Here is a 20,056-nt window from a genome sequence, read left to right as displayed (position 1 = left end):
TTACGCGCCGTCACCTATCCCGGCGATGAAATCCAACGAGTCCTCGGGTGAAAGGGCGTGCATCTGAAGGGTGTTGAAGGCCTCCGAGTAAGCCTGGAGGTCTTCTTTCCGTTCGAGGTAGAGGCTACTCGTCATGTGGTCGAGAACAACCACATCCAGATCAGAAGTGCTCGGAAATGACAAGATAACGAAAGGCCCGGTGATACCGATGTGTGCGCCCGCGCGGAACGGCAGTACCTGCAGCCGCACTTGGGGCAGGCGCCCCGCCTCCACCAGCCGGCGCAGCTGCCGCGTCATCACGTCCGGGCCACCCACCTCCCGGCGCAGCACCGCCTCGTCCAGGACCGCGGTCAGCTTCAGCGGCGGATCCGCGCGCAGCACGTCCTGCCTGGCCAGCCGCACCTCCACGAGCGCGTCGAGCCGTTCCTCCTCCAGCCCCTCCACGGCCGCCCGTGTCACCGCGTGGGCGTACTCGGGCGTCTGCAGCAGCCCCGGGACCACGGACGTCTCTAGCGTGCGCATCGCGCTCGCCTGTGACTCCAGACTGATGAAATCCCGGTAGGTGGGCGGCAGCACGCCACGGTACGCGTGCCACCAGTGGTCGCGGCTGCCGTCGTGGGAACCCGCCAGTACCAGCAGCAACTCCCGTAGTCCGGCCTCGGCGACACCGTAGGCGTCCAGAAGTAACCGCACGTCGGCCGGTTTCACCCCGCTGGCGCCGGTCTCGATCCGGCTCACCTTCGACTGGTGCCAGCCCACCAGCCGGGCCGCCTCACCACTGGTGAGACCCGTGCGGGCGCGCAGCGCGCGCAGTTCGGCGCCCAGTTTCCGGCGGCGCACCGCGGGACCGTACTGCATGGGAAACTCCTTACTCCTTCCGTGCCGCCCAAATACGGTCTGCCGTCGCAGAGTTCACCGCTTCGAGCGACAGATATATGCATATCTTGGTGGATCGCCACCGTGACCGGCTCGCTGATGGCAGTCTGGCGAAGAAGCACCAGTCCGGGACCGTACTCGAATCCGCTCCTTGTCGGACTGCGGTCCCGTGGGAAAGGGACGACGTCGCCATGGCAGACCATCTGGAAGCATCCATCACTCTGCCGAGCGATCCCGCCTCGGTCTCCACCGCCCGTACCTTCGTGGCGAGCGCGCTCGGGGAGTGGGGCCTGCCGGCGGACGTGGAGATGGCCGACACCATCCGGCTGATCGTCTCCGAACTCGCCACCAACGCCGTCCAGCACACTTTCGGGCAGTCGCCCACCTTCACGGTGGACCTCATCCTCGCCCGCGACGAGCGGTTGCGCATCGGTGTCACCGACAGCCATCCGCGCTTCCCCCAACGACTCCCGGCCGCCGTCCAGCAGGACAACGGCCGGGGCATGGTGATCATCCGCTGGCTCACCGCTGAGTGCGGCGGCAGGCTGCGCGTCCGTCCCACCCGTGAGGGGGGCAAGACGGTTCTCATCGAGCTCCCGTGGACCGTCGCGGCCGAGCCGGTGCCCGCGGTGGGGCAGCAGGAGCCTTGAGGACCCGGCCGCGCCCCCGGCCGGGAACCCGGTGCGGCGGCGGCGCGTCAGGACGCCGCCACCGCACCGGGTGGATCAGCTGACCCTGCCGTACCAGACGCTCTTCGTCCAGATCTTCTGCAACCGCACCACATCGCCCGTCTTCGGGGCGTGCCAGAGCTTTCCCTTCCCGGCGTAGATGCCGACGTGGTAGACGCTGGAGCCGGAGTGGAAGAACACGAGGTCCCCGGCCTTGCGGTTCTTGGCCGCGACGTGGTGGGTCTTGTTGTACTGCTGGGCCGCCGTACGGGGCAGCTTCTTGCCCGCCTTCTTGAACGAGTAGAGCGTGAGCCCGGAGCAGTCGAACCTGCGCGGTCCGGTGGCGCCGTACTTGTACGGGGCGCCCTTCTTCGATGCCGCGATCTGGAGAGCCTTCGTCGCGGGTGTGGCGGCCGCCGCCTCGGAGGCGAGGCCCGGAGCCACGATCGAGCCGCCCATGGCGGCGATGGTGAGCGCCGAGGCCGTACCGGCCCGGGCCATCAGCGACGGGACACGATTGAGCGCAGTCATGCGCAACCCTTCGTCAGCCGCCTGTGAAGGATGACCTGTCGGATTCGGGCTGGCGAAGTTGCCCGGCCGCGTTGCCGCGGCTTCACCCCAAGGGCCGCTCGGTTCGGTCATGGCTTGACCGTGCCGGCGAACCCGTCGTGCCTGGGTCCTCCATTCCTGCCGATGCACTCCTGTCGACCGGTCATCCGGGTGGCGGCAGGACTCGGCGTCCGCCCGGACCGCCCCGCCGTGGTGGCGGGGGCTTGTCGTCAGACAGGGATCTTCACTCACAGGTGTCCGAAAATCCCAACGGAACCGGGGATTTGTGTTGTTACTCACCACTCACCCGTTCGGGTGGACACCCCTTTGTTCGATGCGCCGTCCAGGCGACCGACGAGCCCCCGACCAGCGGCGGAGCGTTTCATCCCGCCCTGGAGCTACGCGCGTTGCGCAACTGCGGGGGCCCCGAAATTGGACGTACAGATACGCCGACAGTGGGTACACCATTTGGTTCGTTTGAGCCCTGTCGCGGACACCCCGGGCACGAGACGGAATGCCCGGACCGACAGTGAATGCGTCAACTGTCGGAGCTCGACGGCACCGTGACGCGCGCCGTGCGCCGCTCCCCGTCCAGGACGCGCAGCGCCCGCGCGAGCGTGGGCGCGTGCAGCTCGGCCTCGCCCCGCTGATGCATCAGGGCCAACGCATCACGCAGCGCGGTCGCCTTCGCCACCAGCGCCTGGGCGGCGCGCAGTCCGCGATAGGTGTCCCCGTGGTGTGCCGGGTTGATGCGGCCGAGCAGCTCGGCCACCTCCAGGTAACGGTCGATCAACTCGCCCTCCGCCCGGGTCAGGGCCGGCAGCGGTGGCAGTTCCTGTGGCGGCATCCGTGGCCCACCTCCCGCCGGGCGTGGTCCGCGCTACGCCACGGCCGTCGACGACGCGGTCCACCAAGCCGTACTCCAGCGCGCCCGGCCCATCCAGGGGCCGGTCACGCTCGATGTCCTCAGCCGCCTGGCACGGACCGACGCGGACCCCGCCCCGTGGACGAGCGAGCGGATCCGCCCGCAGGGCCATGAGGGGCCGGCGTGGGGCGTACCAGGTCCGCCGTCCGGACATCGAGATCGGTCACCTGTCCCTCGGCGGGCGCGGGCAGGCCCGACGGGCGGAGCGCCACGCGCGTGCCCCGGGGCGGGAGCGCGGCGCAGGCTCCGGCCCGGCCCACGCGGAACGTCTCCACGTCACAGCTGCCGCGCCGCGCCGTGGCCGACCTGGATCGCCGACCTGATCGACCAGGTGGTGTACGGCGGTGAGCGCGTCGCCATGGCCCGTCACGGCCGGCCCCTCGTCGCCCGCGTCCCCTTCGCGGGCCTGGAGCGACTCGACGCGCTCGGCCGGCTCGTCGACCGGCGCGCGGAGGAGGAGACTCAGCCCGGTCTCCGCGCTCCGCGAGGGGGCGTCCGCTCCCCGCGGACGTCAGCGCTTCGGGATCGCCGTGGAGCACCGAGGGCAAGGCTCGCCCGACGGGCCGACGGGCCGACGGGCCGGCGGGCGGCCGGTCGGACGGCGAGGGCGAGGTCCCGCCCCGCGACGGGCTCGCCGCTCGTCGCGCGGGCCCTGAGCGGGCCGTCGACGAGCACCTCGGCCTCGGCCCAGCGCCGCCCGCCGGGTCGACGTGAGGGCGGGGCCCGCCGCCGCGACGCCGTCGCAGCAGGACACCGAGCGCGGCAGCGTCGCCCCCCTCGTCCGGCGGCAGCCACCGGTCGATCGTGCCGACCGGCTTCGGCGTGATCCGTGGCGCCGAGGCGGCACCGGAGAACGGGTTGCCGAGCAGGATCTTCACGCGCGCCGCGATGCCGACACCCGCGATGCCGAGGAGAGCGGCGAGCCCCGCGACGGCGCCGCTGACGGCTAGGACGGCCAGGCCCAGGGGTGCGCCCTCCGTCCACCGGTCGTCGGTCAGGACCCCGGGTCGGCTGCGCGCGGTCCAGGTCGCCGCACTACCCACCGGGGCGGCTCCGCCAACCGGGGCCCCGACGGCCCGGACACCATGCAGGCCGAGCAGGTTCACCGCCCCTCCGGCCGCTGTCCTGCCCGGCACCAGGGGCAGCACGGCCGCGCCGCGCGGGTCGCTCGCGGGGGTGGGTACGACGTCCACCGTCCTCGGCGGGGCGCCGCCGGCGGACGGCTGCCGGGCCGCCGCCTGCTGGAGCAGTTGGGCGACCAGTCGGACTCGCCGCCGACGCCGTCAGCGGTTCGGGGCCGTCGGCGGTGACCACGACCGCGCCGTGGACCGACCGGTCCGCCACGGCCCGCCGCGCGGCTGCCTCGTGGACGAGCGTGCGGGCCGCGGGCCCGGAAGCCTGACGGTTCGCCGCTCCTGACCACCGCCCGGTACGCGGCTCCGGACCACCGCCCGGTTCGCCGCTGCGGGCCACGGTCCGGTTCGCGGCTCCTGACCACCGACCGGTGCGCCGCTCCTGACCACCGACCGGTGCGCGGCTGCGGACGACCGTCCGGTTCACCGCTCCTGACCACCGTCCCGTTCGTCGTTCCGGATCCCGCTCGGTCTCCCGGTCCGGTGTGGCCCGGATCGGCGTTCTGGTCACAGCTCGGTTAACTTGCTCGAAACTCGCTCCAACTAGCCTGCCGATCCACGCCACCAGGGATTTTTGCCCAGGGGCAGCGGCAACCGGACCCCGCACGGTCCGGAGCGAGGACTGTGAGGTGGGACGTGCAACTGACCCCGCACGAGCAAGAGAGGCTGCTGATCCATGTGGCGGCCGACGTCGCCGAGAAGCGCCGGGCCCGCGGCCTCAAGCTGAACCACCCCGAGGCCGTCGCCCTCATCACGTCGCACCTCCTCGAAGGCGCGCGTGACGGCCGTACCGTCGCCGAACTCATGTCCTCCGGACGTAAGTTGCTCACCCGCGACGACGTCATGGAGGGCATCCCCGAGATGATCCACGACGTCCAGGTCGAGGCGACCTTCCCGGACGGCACCAAGCTCGTCACCGTCCACGATCCGATCGTCTGACGGGGGAGGCCGCCTTGATTCCCGGAGAGTTCCTGTTCTCGGACGACCCGATCGTCTACAACGAGGGCCGCGAGGTCACCCGGCTGACCGTCCTCAACGCCGCGGACCGGCCCGTCCAGGTCGGCTCCCACTACCACTTCGCCGAGGCCAACCCCGGACTGGACTTCGATCGCGGTGCCGCCCGCGGCAAGCGGCTGAACGTCGCCGCGGGTACCGCCGTGCGCTTCGAACCCGGGATCCCCGTCGAGGTCGAACTCGTCCCGCTCGCCGGCGCCCGCGTCGTGCCCGGTCTGCGCGGGGAGACCGGAGGTGCCCTCGATGCCTGAGATCTCACGCGCCGCGTACGCCGACCTGTTCGGCCCCACGACGGGTGACCGCATCCGGCTCGCCGACACCGACCTGCTGATCGAGATCGAGGAGGACCGCTGCGGCGGCCCCGGACTGGCCGGTGACGAAGCCGTGTTCGGCGGCGGCAAGGTCATCCGCGAATCCATGGGCCAGGCACGCGCCACGCGCGCGGACGGCACCCCGGACACCGTCGTCACGGGTGCGGTGATCGTCGACCACTGGGGGATCGTCAAGGCCGACGTCGGCATCCGGGACGGGCGGATCACCGGTATCGGCAAGGCGGGCAACCCGGACACCATGGACGGTGTGCACCCGGATCTCGTCATCGGTCCGGAGACCGAGGTGATCGCGGGCAACGGGCGGATCCTCACCGCGGGCGCCGTCGACGCGCACGTCCACTTCATCTGTCCGCAGATCGCCGACGAGGCGCTGTCCGCGGGCATCACCACCCTGGTCGGCGGCGGCACCGGACCGGCCGAGGGCTCCAAGGCGACCACCGTGACGCCCGGGCCCTGGCACCTGGCACGGATGCTGGAGGCGATGGAGGGCTACCCGCTCAACATCGGCTTCCTCGGCAAGGGCAACACCGTCTCCCACGAGGCGATGCTGTCCCAGATCCGCGGCGGAGCACTCGGACTGAAGCTGCACGAGGACTGGGGATCCACCCCGGCCGTCATCGACGCCTCGCTGACCGTCGCCGAACGCACCGGCATCCAGGTCGCGATCCACACGGACACCCTGAACGAGGCGGGATTCGTGGGCGACACACTCGCCGCGATCGCCGGACGCGGGATCCACGCGTACCACACCGAGGGGGCGGGCGGCGGGCACGCTCCGGACATCATGACCGTGGTCTCCGAGCCGCACGTGCTGCCGAGCTCGACGAACCCGACCCGGCCGTTCACCGTCAACACCGCCGAGGAACACCTCGACATGCTGATGGTGTGTCACCACCTCAACCCGGCGGTGCCGGAGGACCTGGCGTTCGCCGAGTCCCGGATCCGGCCGTCGACGATCGGCGCGGAGGACATCCTCCACGACCTCGGCGCGATCTCGATCATCTCCTCCGACTCCCAGGCCATGGGACGCGTCGGCGAGGTCGTGCTGCGGACCTGGCAGACGGCCCATGTCATGAAACGGCGGCGGGGCGCGCTCCCCGGGGACGGGCGGGCGGACAACCGCCGGGTACGCCGCTATGTCGCCAAGTACACGATCAACCCGGCGCTCGCCCAGGGGCTCGCCCGCGAGATCGGTTCCGTGGAGAGCGGCAAGCTCGCCGACCTGGTGCTGTGGGAACCGGCGTTCTTCGGCGTCAAGCCGCACCTCGTCATCAAGGGCGGCCAGATCGCGTACGCGCAGATGGGCGACGCGAACGCCTCGATCCCGACCCCGCAGCCGATCCTGCCGCGCCCGATGTACGGGGCGATCGGGCGGGCACCCGCCGCCAACTCGGTCAACTTCGTGGCACCGCTCGCCGTCGAGGACGGGCTGCCGGAGCGGCTCCAGCTGGGGAAGCGGTTCGTGGCGATCGAGTCCACGCGGGGGGTGACCAAGGCCGACATGCGTGAGAACGACGCCCGGCCGCGGGTCCGGGTCGATCCCGACAGCTTCGCCGTGTACATCGACGGCGAACTGGTCGAGGCCACCCCGGCCGCCGAACTGCCCATGGCCCAGCGGTATTTCCTCTTCTGATGGCCACGGGAGCACTGCTCGTCCTGGCCGACGGCCGCTTCCCCGCCGGAGGGCACGCGCATTCCGGCGGGGCCGAGGCGGCCGTCAGGGCCGGGCGGATCACGGGAGCGGCGAGTCTCGAGGACTTCGCCCGGGGACGGCTGCACACCGCAGGACTGGTGGCGGCGGGCCTCGCCGCCGCGGCCGCGCTCGGGGTGGACCCGGTCGAGCTGGACGCGGCGGCGGACGCCCGTACGCCGTCCCCCGCGCTGCGGGTCGCGGCGCGGAAGCTGGGGCGGCAGCTGACACGGGCCGCCCGGGCGACCTGGCCGTCCGCCGAACTCGACGCTCTGGCACGGGAGTTCCCCAAGGGGGCGCATCAGCCGGTGGTACTGGGACTCGTGGCCCGGGCGGCCGGGCTCGCGGCCGTGGACGCCGCCTACTGCGCGGCGTACGAGAGCGTCGGCGGTCCGGCCACGGCGACGGTGCGGCTGCTCGGTCTGGACCCGTTCGACGCCACCGCGGTGCTGGCCCGGCTGGCGCCGGAGCTGGACCGGGTGGCCGACCGGGCCGTCGAGGCGGCCCGGCGGGTGCCCGACGACGGGGTCGAGGCGCTGCCCGCGGCCTCGGCGCCCCTGCTGGAGATCAGCGCCGAGGCGCACGCCGCCTGGCCGGTCCGGCTGTTCGCGTCGTAGGAGGAACCCCGCGCGGGCGTCGTACGAGCCCGCGCGGGGCGTCGTACGAGAAGGTATGTCGGAACGAGGATGAGGAGCGCTCCATGCATCTCGACCACCCCCATGACGGCCCGTCCGCCGTCAGCGCCGACGCGCGTCGTCCGGACGGGCGGCGCCGGGCCCTGCGGATCGGTCTCGGCGGTCCGGTCGGGTCGGGCAAGACCGCCACCGTCGCGGCTCTCTGCCGTGTTTTGCGCGAGGAGCTGTCGCTCGCGGTCGTCACCAACGACATCTACACCCGCGAGGACGCCGAGTTCCTGCTGCGCGAGGCGGTGCTGCCGCCCGAACGGATCACCGCCGTGGAGACGGGGGCGTGCCCGCACACGGCGATCCGTGACGACATCTCCGCGAACCTGGAAGCGGTGGAGGACCTGGAGGACGAGGTGGGGCCGCTGGACCTGATCCTGGTCGAGTCCGGCGGGGACAACCTCACCGCCACCTTCTCCCGGGGGCTCGTCGACGCCCAGATCTTCGTGATCGACGTCGCCGGCGGCGACGACATCCCGCGCAAGGGCGGCCCGGGCGTGACCACCGCCGACCTGCTGGTCGTCAACAAGACCGACCTCGCGCCGTACGTGGGTTCCGATCTCGCGCGGATGGCCGCCGACGCCAAGGCGCAGCGAGGCGAACTGCCGGTCGTGTTCCAGTCGTTGCGCGGCGCGGACGGGGTACGGGACGTCGCCGGCTGGGTGCGGGCGCGGCTCGCCGCGTGGGCGGCGTGACCGGGAGCGGGGTCCGGGCCACCGCCAGGATCGTCGCGCGCGACGACGGCCGCGGCGGCACCTCCCTGCCCGTGCTCGACAGCGACGGACCGCTCGCGCTGCGGCGCACCCGGGGGAGCGGCGGCGAGGCGCGCGTCCTGCTCGTCGGCGCGATGAGCGGGCCGCTGGGAGGCGACCGTCTCGCCGTCCACGCCGAGGTGGAGAGCGGGGCCCGGCTGCGCGTCGGGTCGGCCGCCGCCACCATCGCGCTGCCGGGTCAGGCCAAAGGGCACGCCCGCTACGACGTACGGCTCGACGTGGCCGACGGAGGCGAACTCCACTGGATGCCGGAGCAGTTGATCTCGGCGGGCGGCAGTGAGCTGTATGTCACCACCCGGGTCGGTCTGGCCGGTTCCGCCCGGCTCGTACTGCGTGAGGAGCAGGTGCTCGGACGCGTGGGTGAGGAACCCGGGACGCTCACCAGCCGTCTGACCGTGCGGGTCGACGGGCGGCCCCTGCTCGACCAGGAACTCGCCTGCGGGCCGGGCGCGCCGGGCGGCTGGGACGGTCCCGCCGTGCTGGCCGGGCATCGCGCCGTGGGACAACTGGTCGTCGTGCGTCCGGAGTTCACGAACGAGCCGGTCGCGGCCCGGATGCTGGGCGAAGGGGCGGCCGTGGTCCCGCTCGCCGGGCCGGGCGCGTTGGTGACCGCGGTCGCCGCGGACGCGCTGCGGCTGCGCCGGATCCTGGACGAGGCACTCGCGACCTTTGGCCGATAACCGGTCAGCGGGACACACTTCTCCGGTTATCGGATTGGCAAAGAAGGTCAACAAACCCTGTTCTCAGGGTCCTCACAGCCGCGAGGATCCCCCTACCTTTCGACACCAGGTACGGGGAGGGGCCCACTTGAGGGACAACAGAGCGAGGAAGCGGACCGCCGCGCTCGGATCGGCCGGGGCGCTCGTCGCCGCGACCCTGATAGCCGGCGCCGTCGCGGCGCCCACGGCGAGCGCCGACAACCGCCACCCGCAGAACCGCGAGGCCCGTGGCGCCGCGATCGCCGCGGCCAGGGCCGCGAAGGCGGGCATCGACTGGCAGGACTGCCCCGCGGACTGGGGCCTGGAGAAGCCGATCCAGTGCGGTTACGTGACGGTTCCGCTCGACTACGCCAGGCCCGACGGCAAGAAGATCAAGCTCGCCGTCGACCGCATCGGCAACACCGGCACGAAGAGCGAGCGTCAGGGCGCGCTCATCTACAACCCGGGCGGACCCGGTGGCTCCGGCCTCAGGTTCCCGCGCCGCGTCACCACCAAGAGCGCCCTGTGGGTCAACACGTCCAAGGCGTACGACTTCGTGGGCTTCGACCCGCGTGGCGTCGGGCACTCCACGCCCATCTCCTGTGTCGACCCCCAGGAGTTCGTCAAGGCGCCCAAGGCCGACCCGGTGCCGGACACCGAGGCGGACAAGCGGGCGCAGCGCAAACTCGCCGCCGAGTACGCGGACGGCTGCCACGAGCGCAGCGGCGCGATGCTGCCGCACATGACCACGCCGAACACCGCCCGCGACCTGGACGTCATCCGCGCCGCGCTCGGCGAGCGGAAGCTCAACTTCCTGGGCGTCTCCTACGGCACGTACCTCGGCGCCGTCTACGGCACGCTGTTCCCGGGCCACGTCCGGCGCATGATCGTCGACAGCGTCGTCAACCCGGAGCGCGAGAACATCTGGTACCAGGCCAACCTGGAGCAGGACATCGCCTTCGAGGGCCGCTGGAAGGACTGGCAGGACTGGGTCGCCGCCAACGACTCCACCTTCCACCTCGGCACCACCCGCGCGGCGGTCCAGGCGAAGTGGCTGGCCCTGCGCGCCACCGCGAAGAAGAGCCCCCTCGGCGGGGTCGTGGGCCCGGCCGAGCTGATCTCCTTCTTCCAGAGCGCCCCGTACTACGACTCCTCGTGGGTGCCGGTCGCCACCGTGTTCAGCCAGTACGTCGCCGGTGACACCCAGGCGCTCGTCGACGCGGCCGCCCCCGACCTGTCCGACACCGCGGGCAACATCGCGTCGGAGAACGGCAACGCCGTCTACACGGCCGTCGAGTGCGCCGACGCGCAGTGGCCGACCAGCTGGAAGAAGTGGGACCGCGACAACACGCGGCTGCACAAGGACTACCCGTTCATGACGTGGGCCAACGCGTGGATGAACCTGCCCTGCGCCACCTGGCCCGCCAAGCAGCAGACCCCGCTGAACGTCAAGACCGGCAACGGTCTGCCGCCGGTGCTGATCGTGCAGTCCCAGCGGGACGCGGCCACGCCGTACGTGGGCGCCGTCGAACTGCACAAGCGGTTCAAGGGCTCGCGTCTGATCACCGAGAAGGCCGCCGGATCGCACGGTGTGACCGGCCTGGTCAACCCCTGCGTCAACAGCAGGGTCGACACCTACCTGCTCACCGGCAAGGTGGACACCGCGGACGTGACCTGCGCGCCGCACGCCACACCGAAGCCGTAGGCGAGGGTCGTACGTAGGCGAGGGTCGTACGTAGGCGAGGGGCGGCGGGGACGACACCCGCCGCCCCTCGCCCGTTCGCACCGCCGGCCGGCCCGGTCGGCCCGCGGACCGGGTCAGCTCAGTGGCATCCGCGGGAACCTGCGCTCCCGTTCGACCAGTTCGGCCTTGACCACGGCCGCGTACCGGTCGACGTACTCCTGCTCGGACAGCGCCAGGATCTGGTACATCAGCTCGTCGGTGACGGCGCGCAGGACGGCCTTCTCGTTCTCCATGCCGGCATAGCGGGAGAAGTCGAGCGGCTCGCCGAAGCGGATCGCCACCGGGTGGATGCGCGGCACGACCCGGCCCGGCGGCTGCGCCTCGAAAGTGCCGATCATCGCGCAGGGGATGATCGGCACTCCGGCCTTGAGGGCCATCACCGCGACGCCGACCTTGCCCTTGTAGAGCCGCCCGTCGTGCGAGCGGGTGCCCTCCGGATAGATGCCCAGCAGCTCGCCCTTGCGCAGCACGCCGAGCCCCTCGCGGATCGCGGCCTGCCCCGCGTCCTTGCCCGACCGGTCGACCGGGATCTGCCCGGCGCTGCGGAAGAACGCCGCGATCAACCGGCCCTTGATGCCCGGCCCGGTGAAGTACTCGGCCTTCGCGAGGAAGGTGATGCGCCGCTTGATGATCGCGGGCATCAGGAAGTGGTCCGCGAACGACAGATGGTTGCCCGCGACGATGGCGGCGCCCGACGCCGGTACGTGCTCCAGTCCCTCGATCCGGGGCCGGAAGAGCACTCTCAGCAGCGGTCCCAGCACCACGTACTTGAGCAGGTAGTAGAACAAGGGAGCGCTCCTCCATCCGGCGGATCGTGACGACCGCCGCGTTCCAGCAGGTCAACCGGGACGTCGTGGGGTGCAGTGTAGGTGCAGGCGCCGTCGCGGGGAACCGCTCGCGGCCCGCTCGGCGCGGCCCGCTGACGCCCTGTCACCGGAACGTCGCGGTCCCGCCGTCACTGCCGCCTGCCGTCCCGTCGTCCTGCGTCCCGGGGCCACGCGGTCACAGGCGCACGACGACCAGCGCGGTGTCGTCGGTCGCGCCCCCGGGCGGCAGCAGCTCCAGCAGGACGGAGTCCGCCAGGCGCTCCGGGGCCTGGGCGCGGTGGCGGCGCAGGGACTCCGCCAGACGGGCCAGGCCGACGTCGATGTCCTCGCCTCGACGCTCGACCAGGCCGTCGGTGTACAGGACGAGCGTGGCGCCCTCGGTGTACGTGGTGCCGGCCTGTGGCCGGGGGAGCGGCTGCGGAGCGGCGTCGAGCGGCGGATCGGTCGCCCGGTCCAGGAACTCCGTCCGCCCGTCCGGGTGCGCCAGCACGGGCGGGGGATGTCCGGCGCTGCTGTAGGTGATCGTGCGGTGCTCGAAGTCGATGAACGTCGAGACGGCCGTGGCCGACTCCGCGCCGTCGACGACGTGGGCGTAACGCCCCAGGACGTTCAGCGCCTGGGCGGGCCCCTCGGCGGCCCGGGAGGCCGCGCTCAGCGCGCTGCGCAGCTGGCCCATGACCCCGGCGGCCGCCAGCCCGTGGCCCACCACGTCACCGACCGAGACACCGATGCGGTTGCCGCCCACCAGATCGACCAGGTCGTACCAGTCGCCGCACACGTTCAGCGCGCCGACCGCGGGCCGGTAGCGCACGGCGGCCCGGTGGTCGCCGACCTGTCTGCGGGCCGGCAGCATCGCCTCCTGGAGCGCGATCGCCACCTCGCGCTCCCGCGCGTGGGCCCGGCGCAGCCGCTCGTTGAGGTCCTGGAGTTCACGGGCCCGCGTGTACAGCTCTGCCTCCAGCACCCGGGTCCGGGTGCCACCGGGGCCGCCGCGCGCCCGGATCAGTTCGGTGACCTCCTCCACGCGGTGCACCAGCAGCACGACCTTCCCGTCCGCGTCGAACACGGGCGCGTTGACCGGGCTCCAGTAGCGCTCCTGCCACTGGCCGGGCCGGTCGGGGTCGGCCACGTCGTACCGTTGCAGGGCCATGGCGTCCCGCTCGCCGGTGGCGAGCACCCGGCACAGCGAGGCCCCCAGATTGCGCACGCCCGTCGCGGCGGGGTCGTTCGGGTTGTCGGGGAAGACCTCGAAGAGGTGCCGGCCGACGACCTGTTCGCGGCTGCGCCCGGCCACCCGCAGGAACTCCTCGTTGGCGTCCGCGTACACCAGGTCGGGCGTCAGCAGCGCGACCATGCCGGGCAGGGACTGGAACACGCTCGCGTACTCGATCGCCGTGTCGTTCATGGCGTACGACCCATCTGACGGTATGTGCGCCAGTTTCGCACGAGGTGGGACGCGTGGGGCGCTGTTCGCCGAACAGATGGTCACACCGAGGGGACCGTCAGTGACTGCTCGGCCCAGATGATCTTCCCGTCCGGGACGAAGCGCGTTCCCCACCGCTGGGCGACCTGGGAGACCAGCAGCAGCCCGCGGCCGCCCTCGTCCGTGGTGCGGGGATGGCGCAGATGCGGGGCCGTGGCACCGCCGTCGAAGACCTCGCAGACCAGGGCGCGTTCCCGGATCAGCCGCAGCCGGATCGGCCCGGTCGCGTACCGGATGGCGTTGGTGACCAGTTCGCTGACGACCAGTTCCGTGGTGAACGTCAGTGCGTCGAGCCCCCACCGCGACAGTTGCCCGTTCACCTCCCGGCGGGCGTCGCAGACCACCGCCGGGTCGGCGGGCAGCTCCCAGTCCGCGACCTGATCGGCGTCCAGCCGCCGGGTACGGGCCATGAGCAGGGCGACGTCGTCGTGCGGGCGGCTCGGGGCGAGCGCCTCCACCACGGTGCGGCAGAAGACGTCCAGCGAGTCCGCCGAGGACTCCAGGGCCGCGCGCAGCCGGTCCTGCACCGCGTCCACGGCCCACTCCGGCTCACCGCCCGCCAGCAGACCGTCGGTGTGCAGCGCGAGCGTGCTGCCCTCGGCCAGCTTCAGTTCGACCGACTCGAACGGCGGACCGCCCACGCCCAGCGGCGGCCCCTGGGGAAGGTCCACGAACGTGACGGTCCCGTCCGGCCGGATCACGGCGGGCGCGGGCTGGCCCGCGCCCGCCATCACACACCGGCCGTCGACCGGGTCGTAGACGACGTACAGACAGCCGGCGCCCAGGGTCCGGCCGCGGCCCTCCTCGGCGGCCTCCTCGAAGGGCTCCTCGCGGTCCGTCAGCGCGGCCAGGTCGTCCAGATGCGCGAGCACCTCGTCGGGCGGCAGATCCAGCGCGGCCAGGGTCCGTACGGCGGTCCGCAGCCGGCCCATGGCCGCGGCCGCGTGGATCCCGTGCCCCGGCACCTCGCCCACCACGAGGGCCACGCGCGCGCCGGACAGCGTGATGAGGTCGTACCAGTCGCCGCCGAGCCCCGTCAGCTCGTCGGCGGGCCGGTAACAGGCGGACGCTTCCACCGCGTCCTGCTCGGGCAGGCGGTGCGGCAGCAGATCGCGCTGGAGGACCAGCGCGGCTCCGCGTTCCCGGGTGTAGAGGCGGGCGTTGTCGACGCACACGGCCGCCCGGGAGACGATGTCCTCGGCCAGTACCAGGTCGTCCTGGTCGAAGGGCTCCTGGGGGTGGCGCCGGAAGAACGTGGTCACGCCCAGGGTGACGCCCCGCGCGCGCAGCGGCACGATCAGCACGCTGTGCAGCCCCGGCTCCAGGAAGGTGGCGTCCCGGCCGCCCGGTGTGTTCGCCGCCCACTGCCCGGCCTGCGGGTCGGGGCGCTCCTCGCGCCACGACGTGCCCGTGGACAGACAGCGCACCAGCGGCGAGCCGGGTACGTAGGAGGCCGTCTGCCCGACGGCGACGACGGCCTCGGACGCCTCGTCGAGCACCGACTGCCGGGCGGCCCGGCGCAGCTGGAGCGGATCCACGTCGTTCAGCGGCCCGGGGGTGAGCTCGGCGCCGCGCAGGACCGGCTCCAGCAGGTCGACGGTGACATGGTCGGCGAACCCCGGCACCACCACGTCGGCCAGTTCCTGCGCGGTGCGCATGATGTCCAGGCTGCGGCCGATGCGCTCGCCGGCCCGGTCGAGCAGCGCCAGGCGACGGCGCGCGCGGTGCCGGTCGGTGATGTCCACGACCGTGTAGTACACGCCCACCGGGTGGCCGTGCTCGTCGTCGAGCCGGGTGAACGACAGCATCTGCGCGGTCTCCCGGTGCGGCGAGGACCGCACGTGGCCCACGTGCTCGTAGCCCGTCACCGACTCGCCGGTCGCGAGCACGTGCCGCATCCGGGCCTCCACCGGCCCGGCGTCCAGGCCCGGCTGGACGTCCGCCAGCCTGAGCCCCAGCCGCTGCTGCGGCGACCCGCCGCCGAAGCGCGCCAGGGCCTCGTTCGACCACACGAAGCGCAGATCCCGGTCCACGATCGCGATGCCGATCGGGGACCGCTCGACCAGCTGCTCCAGCGTGGCGCGGCTCATGTCCCAGCCGGGGGAACCGGAGAGGTCCGACAGCAGCACCAGCAGCCGGTCCGGGCCCGCGCTCCCCTCGACCGGGGTGATCCCCGCGCTCCCCTCGACCGGGGTGATCCCCGCGCTCTCCTCGACCGGGGTGATCCGGGCCATGACCCGCACCGGTCGCCCGTCCCGGCGCCGGGCCGTCAGCAGCCCCGCCCAGCCGCCGGCCAGGGACCGCTCGACCAGCTCCGGCACCCGCACCGCGTCCCGAGGCGCCAGCAGGTCCGTCAGGCGCCGGCCCACCGCCTCGGCGGCCGGGTACTCCAGCAGCCGCCGGGCGTCTTCGGTCCAGCTCGTCACCACGCCGCGGCCGTCGAGCAGCAGGGGTGCGGCGTCGGCGACGTCGAAGCGCCGGCGAGCGACGTCGTGGTCCTCGTATGCGCCCACGGCCGACCTCTCTGTCGTTGGCGGTGCTCCACCACCTCGTGACTCAGTCTTCACCCTTCACCCCCGGGGCGGCGCCCGCACCACCTCGGGGTGCGGACGGCGCACCGCCCGCCCGGGCCGCGGCGGACCGAACGGGCGGTGCGCCGTGGGAGGGCGGGCGGTGCGCCGTGGGAGGACCGGCGTCAGGCCGCGCGGGTGAGCACCTGGCCCAGGCTCGCGAGCGCCCCCTCCAGTTCCTCCCTGGTGATCGTCAGCGGGGGCGCCAGCCGGATCGTGGAGCTGTGGGTGTCCTTGACCAGGACGCCCTCACGCATCAGGCGCTCGCTGATCTCGCGGCCGGTGCCGATGGCGGGGTCCACGTCGACGCCCGCCCACAGCCCGCGGGCGCGGAAGCCGACCACACCGCGGCCGACCAGCCCGGTCAGACCGTCCCGCAGGACCGTGCCCAGCTCGGCGGCCCGGCGCTGGAACTCGCCCGACTCCAGCAGCTCGACGACGGCCGTGCCGACCGCCGCGGCGAGCGGGTTGCCGCCGAACGTCGAACCGTGCTCGCCCGGCCGCAGCACGCCCAGCACCTCCCGGTCGGCCACCACCGCCGACACCGGCACGATGCCGCCGCCCAGCGCCTTGCCCAGCAGCAGGACGTCAGGGAGGACCCCCTCGTGCTCGACGGCGAGGGTGCGGCCGGTGCGGCCCAGGCCCGACTGGATCTCGTCCGCGACGAACAGACAGTTCCGGCGCCGGGTCAGCGCGCGGACCCCGGCCAGATAGCCGTCGTCCGGGACGACCACGCCCGCCTCGCCCTGGATCGGCTCGATCAGCACGGCGGCCGTCGTCTCGTCGACCGCCGCCTCCAGCGCCGCGAGGTCGTTGTAGGGCACCACCCGGAAGCCGGGGGTGAAGGGGCCGAAGCCGGCCCGGGCGCTCTCGTCCGTCGAGAAGCCGACGACGGTCGTCGTACGGCCGTGGAAGTTGTCCGCCGCGACCACGATCGTGGCCTGGTCGGCGGGTACGCCCTTCACCTCGTAGGCCCACTTGCGGGCCACCTTGATGCCGCTCTCGACCGCCTCCGCGCCCGTGTTCATGGGCAGCACCATGTCCAGGCCGGTCAGCGCCGCGAGCCGCTCGGCGAACTCGGCGAGCCGGTCGTTGTGGAACGCGCGCGAGGTGAGGGTGAGCCGGTCGAGCTGACGGTGGGCCGCCTCGACCAGCGCCGGGTGGCGATGGCCGAAGTTGAGCGCCGAGTAGCCGGCCAGCATGTCGAGATAGCGGCGCCCCTCGACGTCCTCGACCCAGGTGCCCTCGGCGCGGGCCACGACCACGGGCAGCGGGTGGTAGTTGTGCGCGAGGACGGGCTCCTCCGCGCGGATCAGTTCGGCGGAGGTGCGGCTCTCCCGGAGCGTGCGGGCGGGTGCGGTCATCAGCGGATCTCCTGGGTGCAGCACTTGATGCCACCGCCGGCCTTGTGGAACTCGGACAGGTCGACGGGGACGGGGACGTAGCCGTGGGCGTCGAGCCGGGCGGCCAGCGCCTCGGCCTGCGGCGCGATGAAGACGTGACGGCCGTCGGACACCGAGTTCAGACCCCAGGCCAGCGCGTCCTCGCGGGTCGCCAGGACCGCGTCCGGGAACAGGCGCGCGAGCACCTCACGGCTGCCGGGGGAGAACGCCTCCGGGTAGTAGACGATGTTGTCGGCGTCGCCGGAGCCGCCCTCGGCGTCGCCGGAGGAGGCGCCGAGGACGAACAGCGCCGTGTCCAGGTGGTAGAAGTACGGGTCCACCAGCGTCAGGCTGACCACCGGGTGCCCGAAGAACTCCTGCACCTCGCGGTGTGCCTCCCGGGTCGTACGGAATCCGGTGCCGGCCAGCACGTACCGGCCCGTCCAGACCAGGTCGCCCTCGCCCTCGCAGACGGACTCGGGCCGGTGGACGTCGAAGCCCGCCGTCTTGAACCACGTGTCGTAGTGGAGGGACTCGGGGCGCCGCTCGGGCGCGTGGAAGAGGGAGCCGAACACACGGCCGCCGACGACGACCGCCGAGTTCGCGGCGAAGACCATGTCCGGCAGGCCGGCCACCGGCTCCACCGAGTCGACGGTGTGGCCATGGGCACGGTAGGCGCTGATCAGCGCCTGCCACTGCTCCTGGGCCAGGTCGACGTCGACACGGGTGTCGGGATGCATCCAGGGATTGATGGCGTACTGCACGGCGAAGTGTCTGGGTTCGCAGACGAGGAAGCGCCGGGAGCGCGGCACACGGCTGTCGGGCACAGAGGGTTTCCTCCGCTTCCTAACGGTGTGGAGTCAGGGTTGACACCAAGGTAGGAAGTGACCGAACCGTACGACAAGCAATGAAACCTGCGTGTTCGCGCAATATCGCTGCGTCTTTCGGCCGGTCAGCGCACATCTGCTGCGTTCAGCTCGGTCTCCGGCGGCGCCGGCTGGTTCGCACCCGCCTCCGGGCTCTCCGGCAGCAGGTGGGACAGCACCATCACACTGATCGTCTTCCGGATGAACGGCTCCGTGCGGATCCGCTCCAGCACCTCCTCGAAGTGGTCCACATCCCTGGCCCGCACGTGCAGCAGCGCGTCCGCGCCGCCCGTCACCGTCATCGCCGCGGTGATCTCCGGATGGTTGCGCACGACCTCCGCGAGCCGCCGGGGCGGGGCCGCGCCCTCGCAGTACACCTCGACGTACGCCTCCGTGGCCCAGCCCAGCGCCGACGGCTTCACGGTGGCCGTGAACCCGGTGATCACGCCCGTCTCCCGGAGCCGGTCCACCCGGCGCTTGACCGCCGTCGCGGACAGGCCGACCATCGCGCCGATCTCGGCGAAACTGGTACGGGCGTTGGCCATGAGCGCGGTGAGAATCTTCCGGTCGAGCTCGTCGAACGGCGTGGGCCTGCTGTTCATGGCGGCACCTTATCCAGCGCGAACGCGCACGCCGGGCACATGTCCAGACGTACGGATTGCTCCTACACTCCACCTTCATGCTGCGCGCCCTCGCCGTCGACGACGAACGCCCCTCGCTCGAGGAACTGCTGTACCTGCTGACCGCCGACCCCAGGATCGGCAGCGTGGAGGGCGCCGGGGACGCGACCGAGGCGCTGCGCCGCCTCAACCGCGCGCTGGAGTCCGGCCCGCACGGGCCCGAGGCGATCGACGTGGTCTTCCTCGACATCCACATGCCCGGTCTCGACGGTCTCGACCTGGCCCGGCTGCTGACCGGATTCGCCCGCCCCCCGCTGGTCGTGTTCGTCACCGCCCACGAGGACTTCGCCGTCCAGGCCTTCGACCTCAAGGCCGTCGACTACGTGCTCAAACCCGTCCGCAAGGAACGCCTCGGCGAGGCGGTCCGCCGCGCCGCCGAACTGCGCGGGACCCCGGCCCGGATCCCCGTGCGCGAACCCGACCCCGACCAGCTGCCCGTCGAACTCGGCGGCGTGACCCGCTTCGTCGCCGTCGACGACATCACCCATGTCGAGGCCCACGGCGACTACGCCCGGCTGCACACGTCCCGCGGCAGCCACCTCGTGCGCATCCCGCTGTCCACCCTGGAGGAACGCTGGCGCTCGCGCGGCTTCGTCCGCATCCACCGCCGCCACCTCGTCGCGCTGCGCCACATCGGCGAACTCCGCCTGGACGCAGGTACGGTGAGCGTCCGGGTCGGCGCCGAGGAACTCCAGGTCAGCCGGCGCCACGCCCGTGAGCTGCGCGACCTGCTGATGCGCCGGACGACGAGCTAGGAAGGACCGCATGCCCCAGGAACCCGCCGAGCGCCGGGTCGTCGTCACCGGCCCGCCGCGCCGCACCGGCCCCCACACCCGGCACCGCTCGCGCGGGTGGTACCCCCAGCCCTCCGGCTCCTACCGGCCCCGCACCGAGATCGACGAGCAGACCACCCTCGGCCACACCTACGTACGCTCCCTCATGCGCACCCAACTACGGGCCGCGCTGGGCGTGTTCGCGGTCCTCATCCTGTTCGTCGGCCCACTGCCGCTGCTCTTCGCGGCCATGCCGGACGCCCGCCGCCTCGAATGGGCGGTCCTCGGCTTCTGCCTGTACGCGCCGCTCATCCTGCTCGCCCGCTGGTACGTACGCCGGGCCGAACGCAACGAGCGGGACTTCGTGCTCCTCGTCGAGGACCGCTGACC

At 72.5% G+C, this 20,056-nt stretch carries 19 protein-coding genes and 1 pseudogene; 11 read left to right on the top strand and 9 right to left on the bottom strand.

The genetic code is table 11. The features are described from left to right. A complete protein-coding gene (locus ACWCQK_RS23925) occupies window positions 1-858 on the bottom strand; it encodes a helix-turn-helix domain-containing protein (protein ID WP_451158030.1) in 858 nt (285 codons plus the stop codon). Window positions 859-1,067: 209 nt separating this feature from the next. Between ACWCQK_RS23925 and ACWCQK_RS23920 the strand changes: the two genes are divergently transcribed. Then, window positions 1,068-1,526, top strand: a complete 459-nt coding sequence (locus tag ACWCQK_RS23920; protein ID WP_451158028.1) for an ATP-binding protein — start codon at window positions 1,068-1,070, stop codon at window positions 1,524-1,526. Window positions 1,527-1,601: 75 nt separating this feature from the next. On the opposite strand, the gene ACWCQK_RS23915 is transcribed toward ACWCQK_RS23920, so the two are convergent. Both ACWCQK_RS23915 and ACWCQK_RS23910 read right to left on the bottom strand, forming a co-directional pair. Beyond that, window positions 1,602-2,075: a C40 family peptidase gene (locus tag ACWCQK_RS23915; RefSeq protein WP_451158026.1), complete on the bottom strand. Its 474-nt coding sequence runs from the start codon at window positions 2,073-2,075 to the stop codon at window positions 1,602-1,604. Between the two features lie 556 nt (window positions 2,076-2,631). Beyond that, window positions 2,632-2,940 (bottom strand): hypothetical protein, encoded by a 309-nt coding sequence (locus tag ACWCQK_RS23910; RefSeq protein ID WP_451158024.1) that lies wholly within the window; start codon window positions 2,938-2,940, stop codon window positions 2,632-2,634. A 388-nt stretch (window positions 2,941-3,328) separates the two neighbouring features. Here ACWCQK_RS23910 and ACWCQK_RS23905 point away from each other — a divergent pair. The 8 genes and pseudogenes from ACWCQK_RS23905 to ACWCQK_RS23870 all read left to right on the top strand — a co-directional run. Further along, window positions 3,329-3,569, top strand: a pseudogene (locus tag ACWCQK_RS23905) (prevent-host-death protein); the annotation flags it as partial. Between the two features lie 1,218 nt (window positions 3,570-4,787). Further along, entirely contained in the window at window positions 4,788-5,090 is a 303-nt protein-coding gene (locus ACWCQK_RS23900; protein WP_354729446.1) for an urease subunit gamma, read from the top strand. Window positions 5,091-5,104: 14 nt separating this feature from the next. Further along, window positions 5,105-5,416 carry an urease subunit beta gene (locus tag ACWCQK_RS23895; protein ID WP_451158022.1) on the top strand — a complete coding sequence of 104 codons (312 nt, stop codon included), beginning with the start codon at window positions 5,105-5,107 and terminating at the stop codon, window positions 5,414-5,416. Continuing rightward, window positions 5,409-7,130 (top strand): urease subunit alpha, encoded by a 1,722-nt coding sequence (locus tag ACWCQK_RS23890; RefSeq protein WP_451158020.1) that lies wholly within the window; start codon window positions 5,409-5,411, stop codon window positions 7,128-7,130. Before ACWCQK_RS23895 ends, ACWCQK_RS23890 begins: the two co-directional genes overlap by 8 nt. Then, entirely contained in the window at window positions 7,130-7,804 is a 675-nt protein-coding gene (locus ACWCQK_RS23885; RefSeq protein ID WP_451158018.1) for an urease accessory protein UreF, read from the top strand. The genes ACWCQK_RS23890 and ACWCQK_RS23885 overlap by 1 nt, the downstream gene beginning before the upstream one ends. A gap of 83 nt (window positions 7,805-7,887) precedes the next feature. Continuing rightward, a complete protein-coding gene (gene ureG, locus ACWCQK_RS23880; RefSeq protein WP_451158016.1) occupies window positions 7,888-8,565 on the top strand; it encodes an urease accessory protein UreG in 678 nt (225 codons plus the stop codon). Continuing rightward, window positions 8,553-9,323, top strand: a complete 771-nt coding sequence (locus ACWCQK_RS23875; RefSeq protein ID WP_451158014.1) for an urease accessory protein UreD — start codon at window positions 8,553-8,555, stop codon at window positions 9,321-9,323. The genes ureG and ACWCQK_RS23875 overlap by 13 nt, the downstream gene beginning before the upstream one ends. Before the next feature lie 127 nt (window positions 9,324-9,450). Then, complete coding sequence (locus tag ACWCQK_RS23870) at window positions 9,451-11,046, top strand: alpha/beta hydrolase (RefSeq protein WP_451158012.1); 1,596 nt, start codon at window positions 9,451-9,453, stop codon at window positions 11,044-11,046. A 113-nt stretch (window positions 11,047-11,159) separates the two neighbouring features. Here the strand turns inward: ACWCQK_RS23870 and ACWCQK_RS23865 are convergent, their stop codons facing one another. From ACWCQK_RS23865 to ACWCQK_RS23840, 6 genes are all read right to left on the bottom strand, one after another. After that, entirely contained in the window at window positions 11,160-11,873 is a 714-nt protein-coding gene (locus ACWCQK_RS23865) for a lysophospholipid acyltransferase family protein (protein WP_451158010.1), read from the bottom strand. A 214-nt stretch (window positions 11,874-12,087) separates the two neighbouring features. Next, the gene (locus ACWCQK_RS23860; RefSeq protein ID WP_451158008.1) at window positions 12,088-13,317 is read right to left on the bottom strand and encodes a PP2C family protein-serine/threonine phosphatase; all 1,230 of its coding nucleotides are present in this window, start codon (window positions 13,315-13,317) and stop codon (window positions 12,088-12,090) included. A gap of 80 nt (window positions 13,318-13,397) precedes the next feature. Further along, entirely contained in the window at window positions 13,398-15,908 is a 2,511-nt protein-coding gene (locus ACWCQK_RS23855; protein WP_451158006.1) for a SpoIIE family protein phosphatase, read from the bottom strand. A gap of 182 nt (window positions 15,909-16,090) precedes the next feature. Beyond that, complete coding sequence (gene rocD / locus ACWCQK_RS23850; RefSeq protein ID WP_451158004.1) at window positions 16,091-17,329, bottom strand: ornithine--oxo-acid transaminase; 1,239 nt, start codon at window positions 17,327-17,329, stop codon at window positions 16,091-16,093. Continuing rightward, window positions 17,329-18,174 carry a dimethylargininase gene (gene ddaH, locus ACWCQK_RS23845; RefSeq protein WP_451158002.1) on the bottom strand — a complete coding sequence of 282 codons (846 nt, stop codon included), beginning with the start codon at window positions 18,172-18,174 and terminating at the stop codon, window positions 17,329-17,331. Before ddaH ends, rocD begins: the two co-directional genes overlap by 1 nt. A 125-nt stretch (window positions 18,175-18,299) precedes the next feature. After that, complete coding sequence (locus tag ACWCQK_RS23840; protein ID WP_451158000.1) at window positions 18,300-18,815, bottom strand: Lrp/AsnC family transcriptional regulator; 516 nt, start codon at window positions 18,813-18,815, stop codon at window positions 18,300-18,302. A 77-nt stretch (window positions 18,816-18,892) separates the two neighbouring features. Between ACWCQK_RS23840 and ACWCQK_RS23835 the strand changes: the two genes are divergently transcribed. After that, window positions 18,893-19,648 carry a LytR/AlgR family response regulator transcription factor gene (locus ACWCQK_RS23835; RefSeq protein ID WP_451157998.1) on the top strand — a complete coding sequence of 252 codons (756 nt, stop codon included), beginning with the start codon at window positions 18,893-18,895 and terminating at the stop codon, window positions 19,646-19,648. Window positions 19,649-19,658: 10 nt separating this feature from the next. Further along, the gene (locus tag ACWCQK_RS23830) at window positions 19,659-20,054 is read left to right on the top strand and encodes a hypothetical protein (RefSeq protein WP_451157996.1); all 396 of its coding nucleotides are present in this window, start codon (window positions 19,659-19,661) and stop codon (window positions 20,052-20,054) included. Window positions 20,055-20,056 lie beyond the last annotated feature (2 nt).

The sequence above is a fragment of the Streptomyces sp. NPDC002306 genome, assembly GCF_053593435.1.
This window is presented reverse-complemented; position numbering and strand designations above follow the sequence as displayed.

Bases quoted from the DNA above. Each gene is read 5' to 3' on its own strand.
- ACWCQK_RS23925 (WP_451158030.1), bottom strand. From the start codon at position 858: ATGCAGTACGGTCCCGCGGTGCGCCGCCGGAAACTGGGCGCCGAACTG.
- ACWCQK_RS23920 (WP_451158028.1), top strand. From the start codon at position 1,068: ATGGCAGACCATCTGGAAGCATCCATCACTCTGCCGAGCGATCCCGCC.
- ACWCQK_RS23915 (WP_451158026.1), bottom strand. From the start codon at position 2,075: ATGACTGCGCTCAATCGTGTCCCGTCGCTGATGGCCCGGGCCGGTACG.
- ACWCQK_RS23910 (WP_451158024.1), bottom strand. From the start codon at position 2,940: ATGCCGCCACAGGAACTGCCACCGCTGCCGGCCCTGACCCGGGCGGAG.
- ACWCQK_RS23890 (WP_451158020.1), top strand. From the start codon at position 5,409: ATGCCTGAGATCTCACGCGCCGCGTACGCCGACCTGTTCGGCCCCACG.
- ACWCQK_RS23885 (WP_451158018.1), top strand. From the start codon at position 7,130: ATGGCCACGGGAGCACTGCTCGTCCTGGCCGACGGCCGCTTCCCCGCC.
- ureG (WP_451158016.1), top strand. From the start codon at position 7,888: ATGCATCTCGACCACCCCCATGACGGCCCGTCCGCCGTCAGCGCCGAC.
- ACWCQK_RS23860 (WP_451158008.1), bottom strand. From the start codon at position 13,317: ATGAACGACACGGCGATCGAGTACGCGAGCGTGTTCCAGTCCCTGCCC.
- rocD (WP_451158004.1), bottom strand. From the start codon at position 17,329: ATGACCGCACCCGCCCGCACGCTCCGGGAGAGCCGCACCTCCGCCGAA.
- ACWCQK_RS23840 (WP_451158000.1), bottom strand. From the start codon at position 18,815: ATGAACAGCAGGCCCACGCCGTTCGACGAGCTCGACCGGAAGATTCTC.
- ACWCQK_RS23835 (WP_451157998.1), top strand. From the start codon at position 18,893: ATGCTGCGCGCCCTCGCCGTCGACGACGAACGCCCCTCGCTCGAGGAA.
- ACWCQK_RS23830 (WP_451157996.1), top strand. From the start codon at position 19,659: ATGCCCCAGGAACCCGCCGAGCGCCGGGTCGTCGTCACCGGCCCGCCG.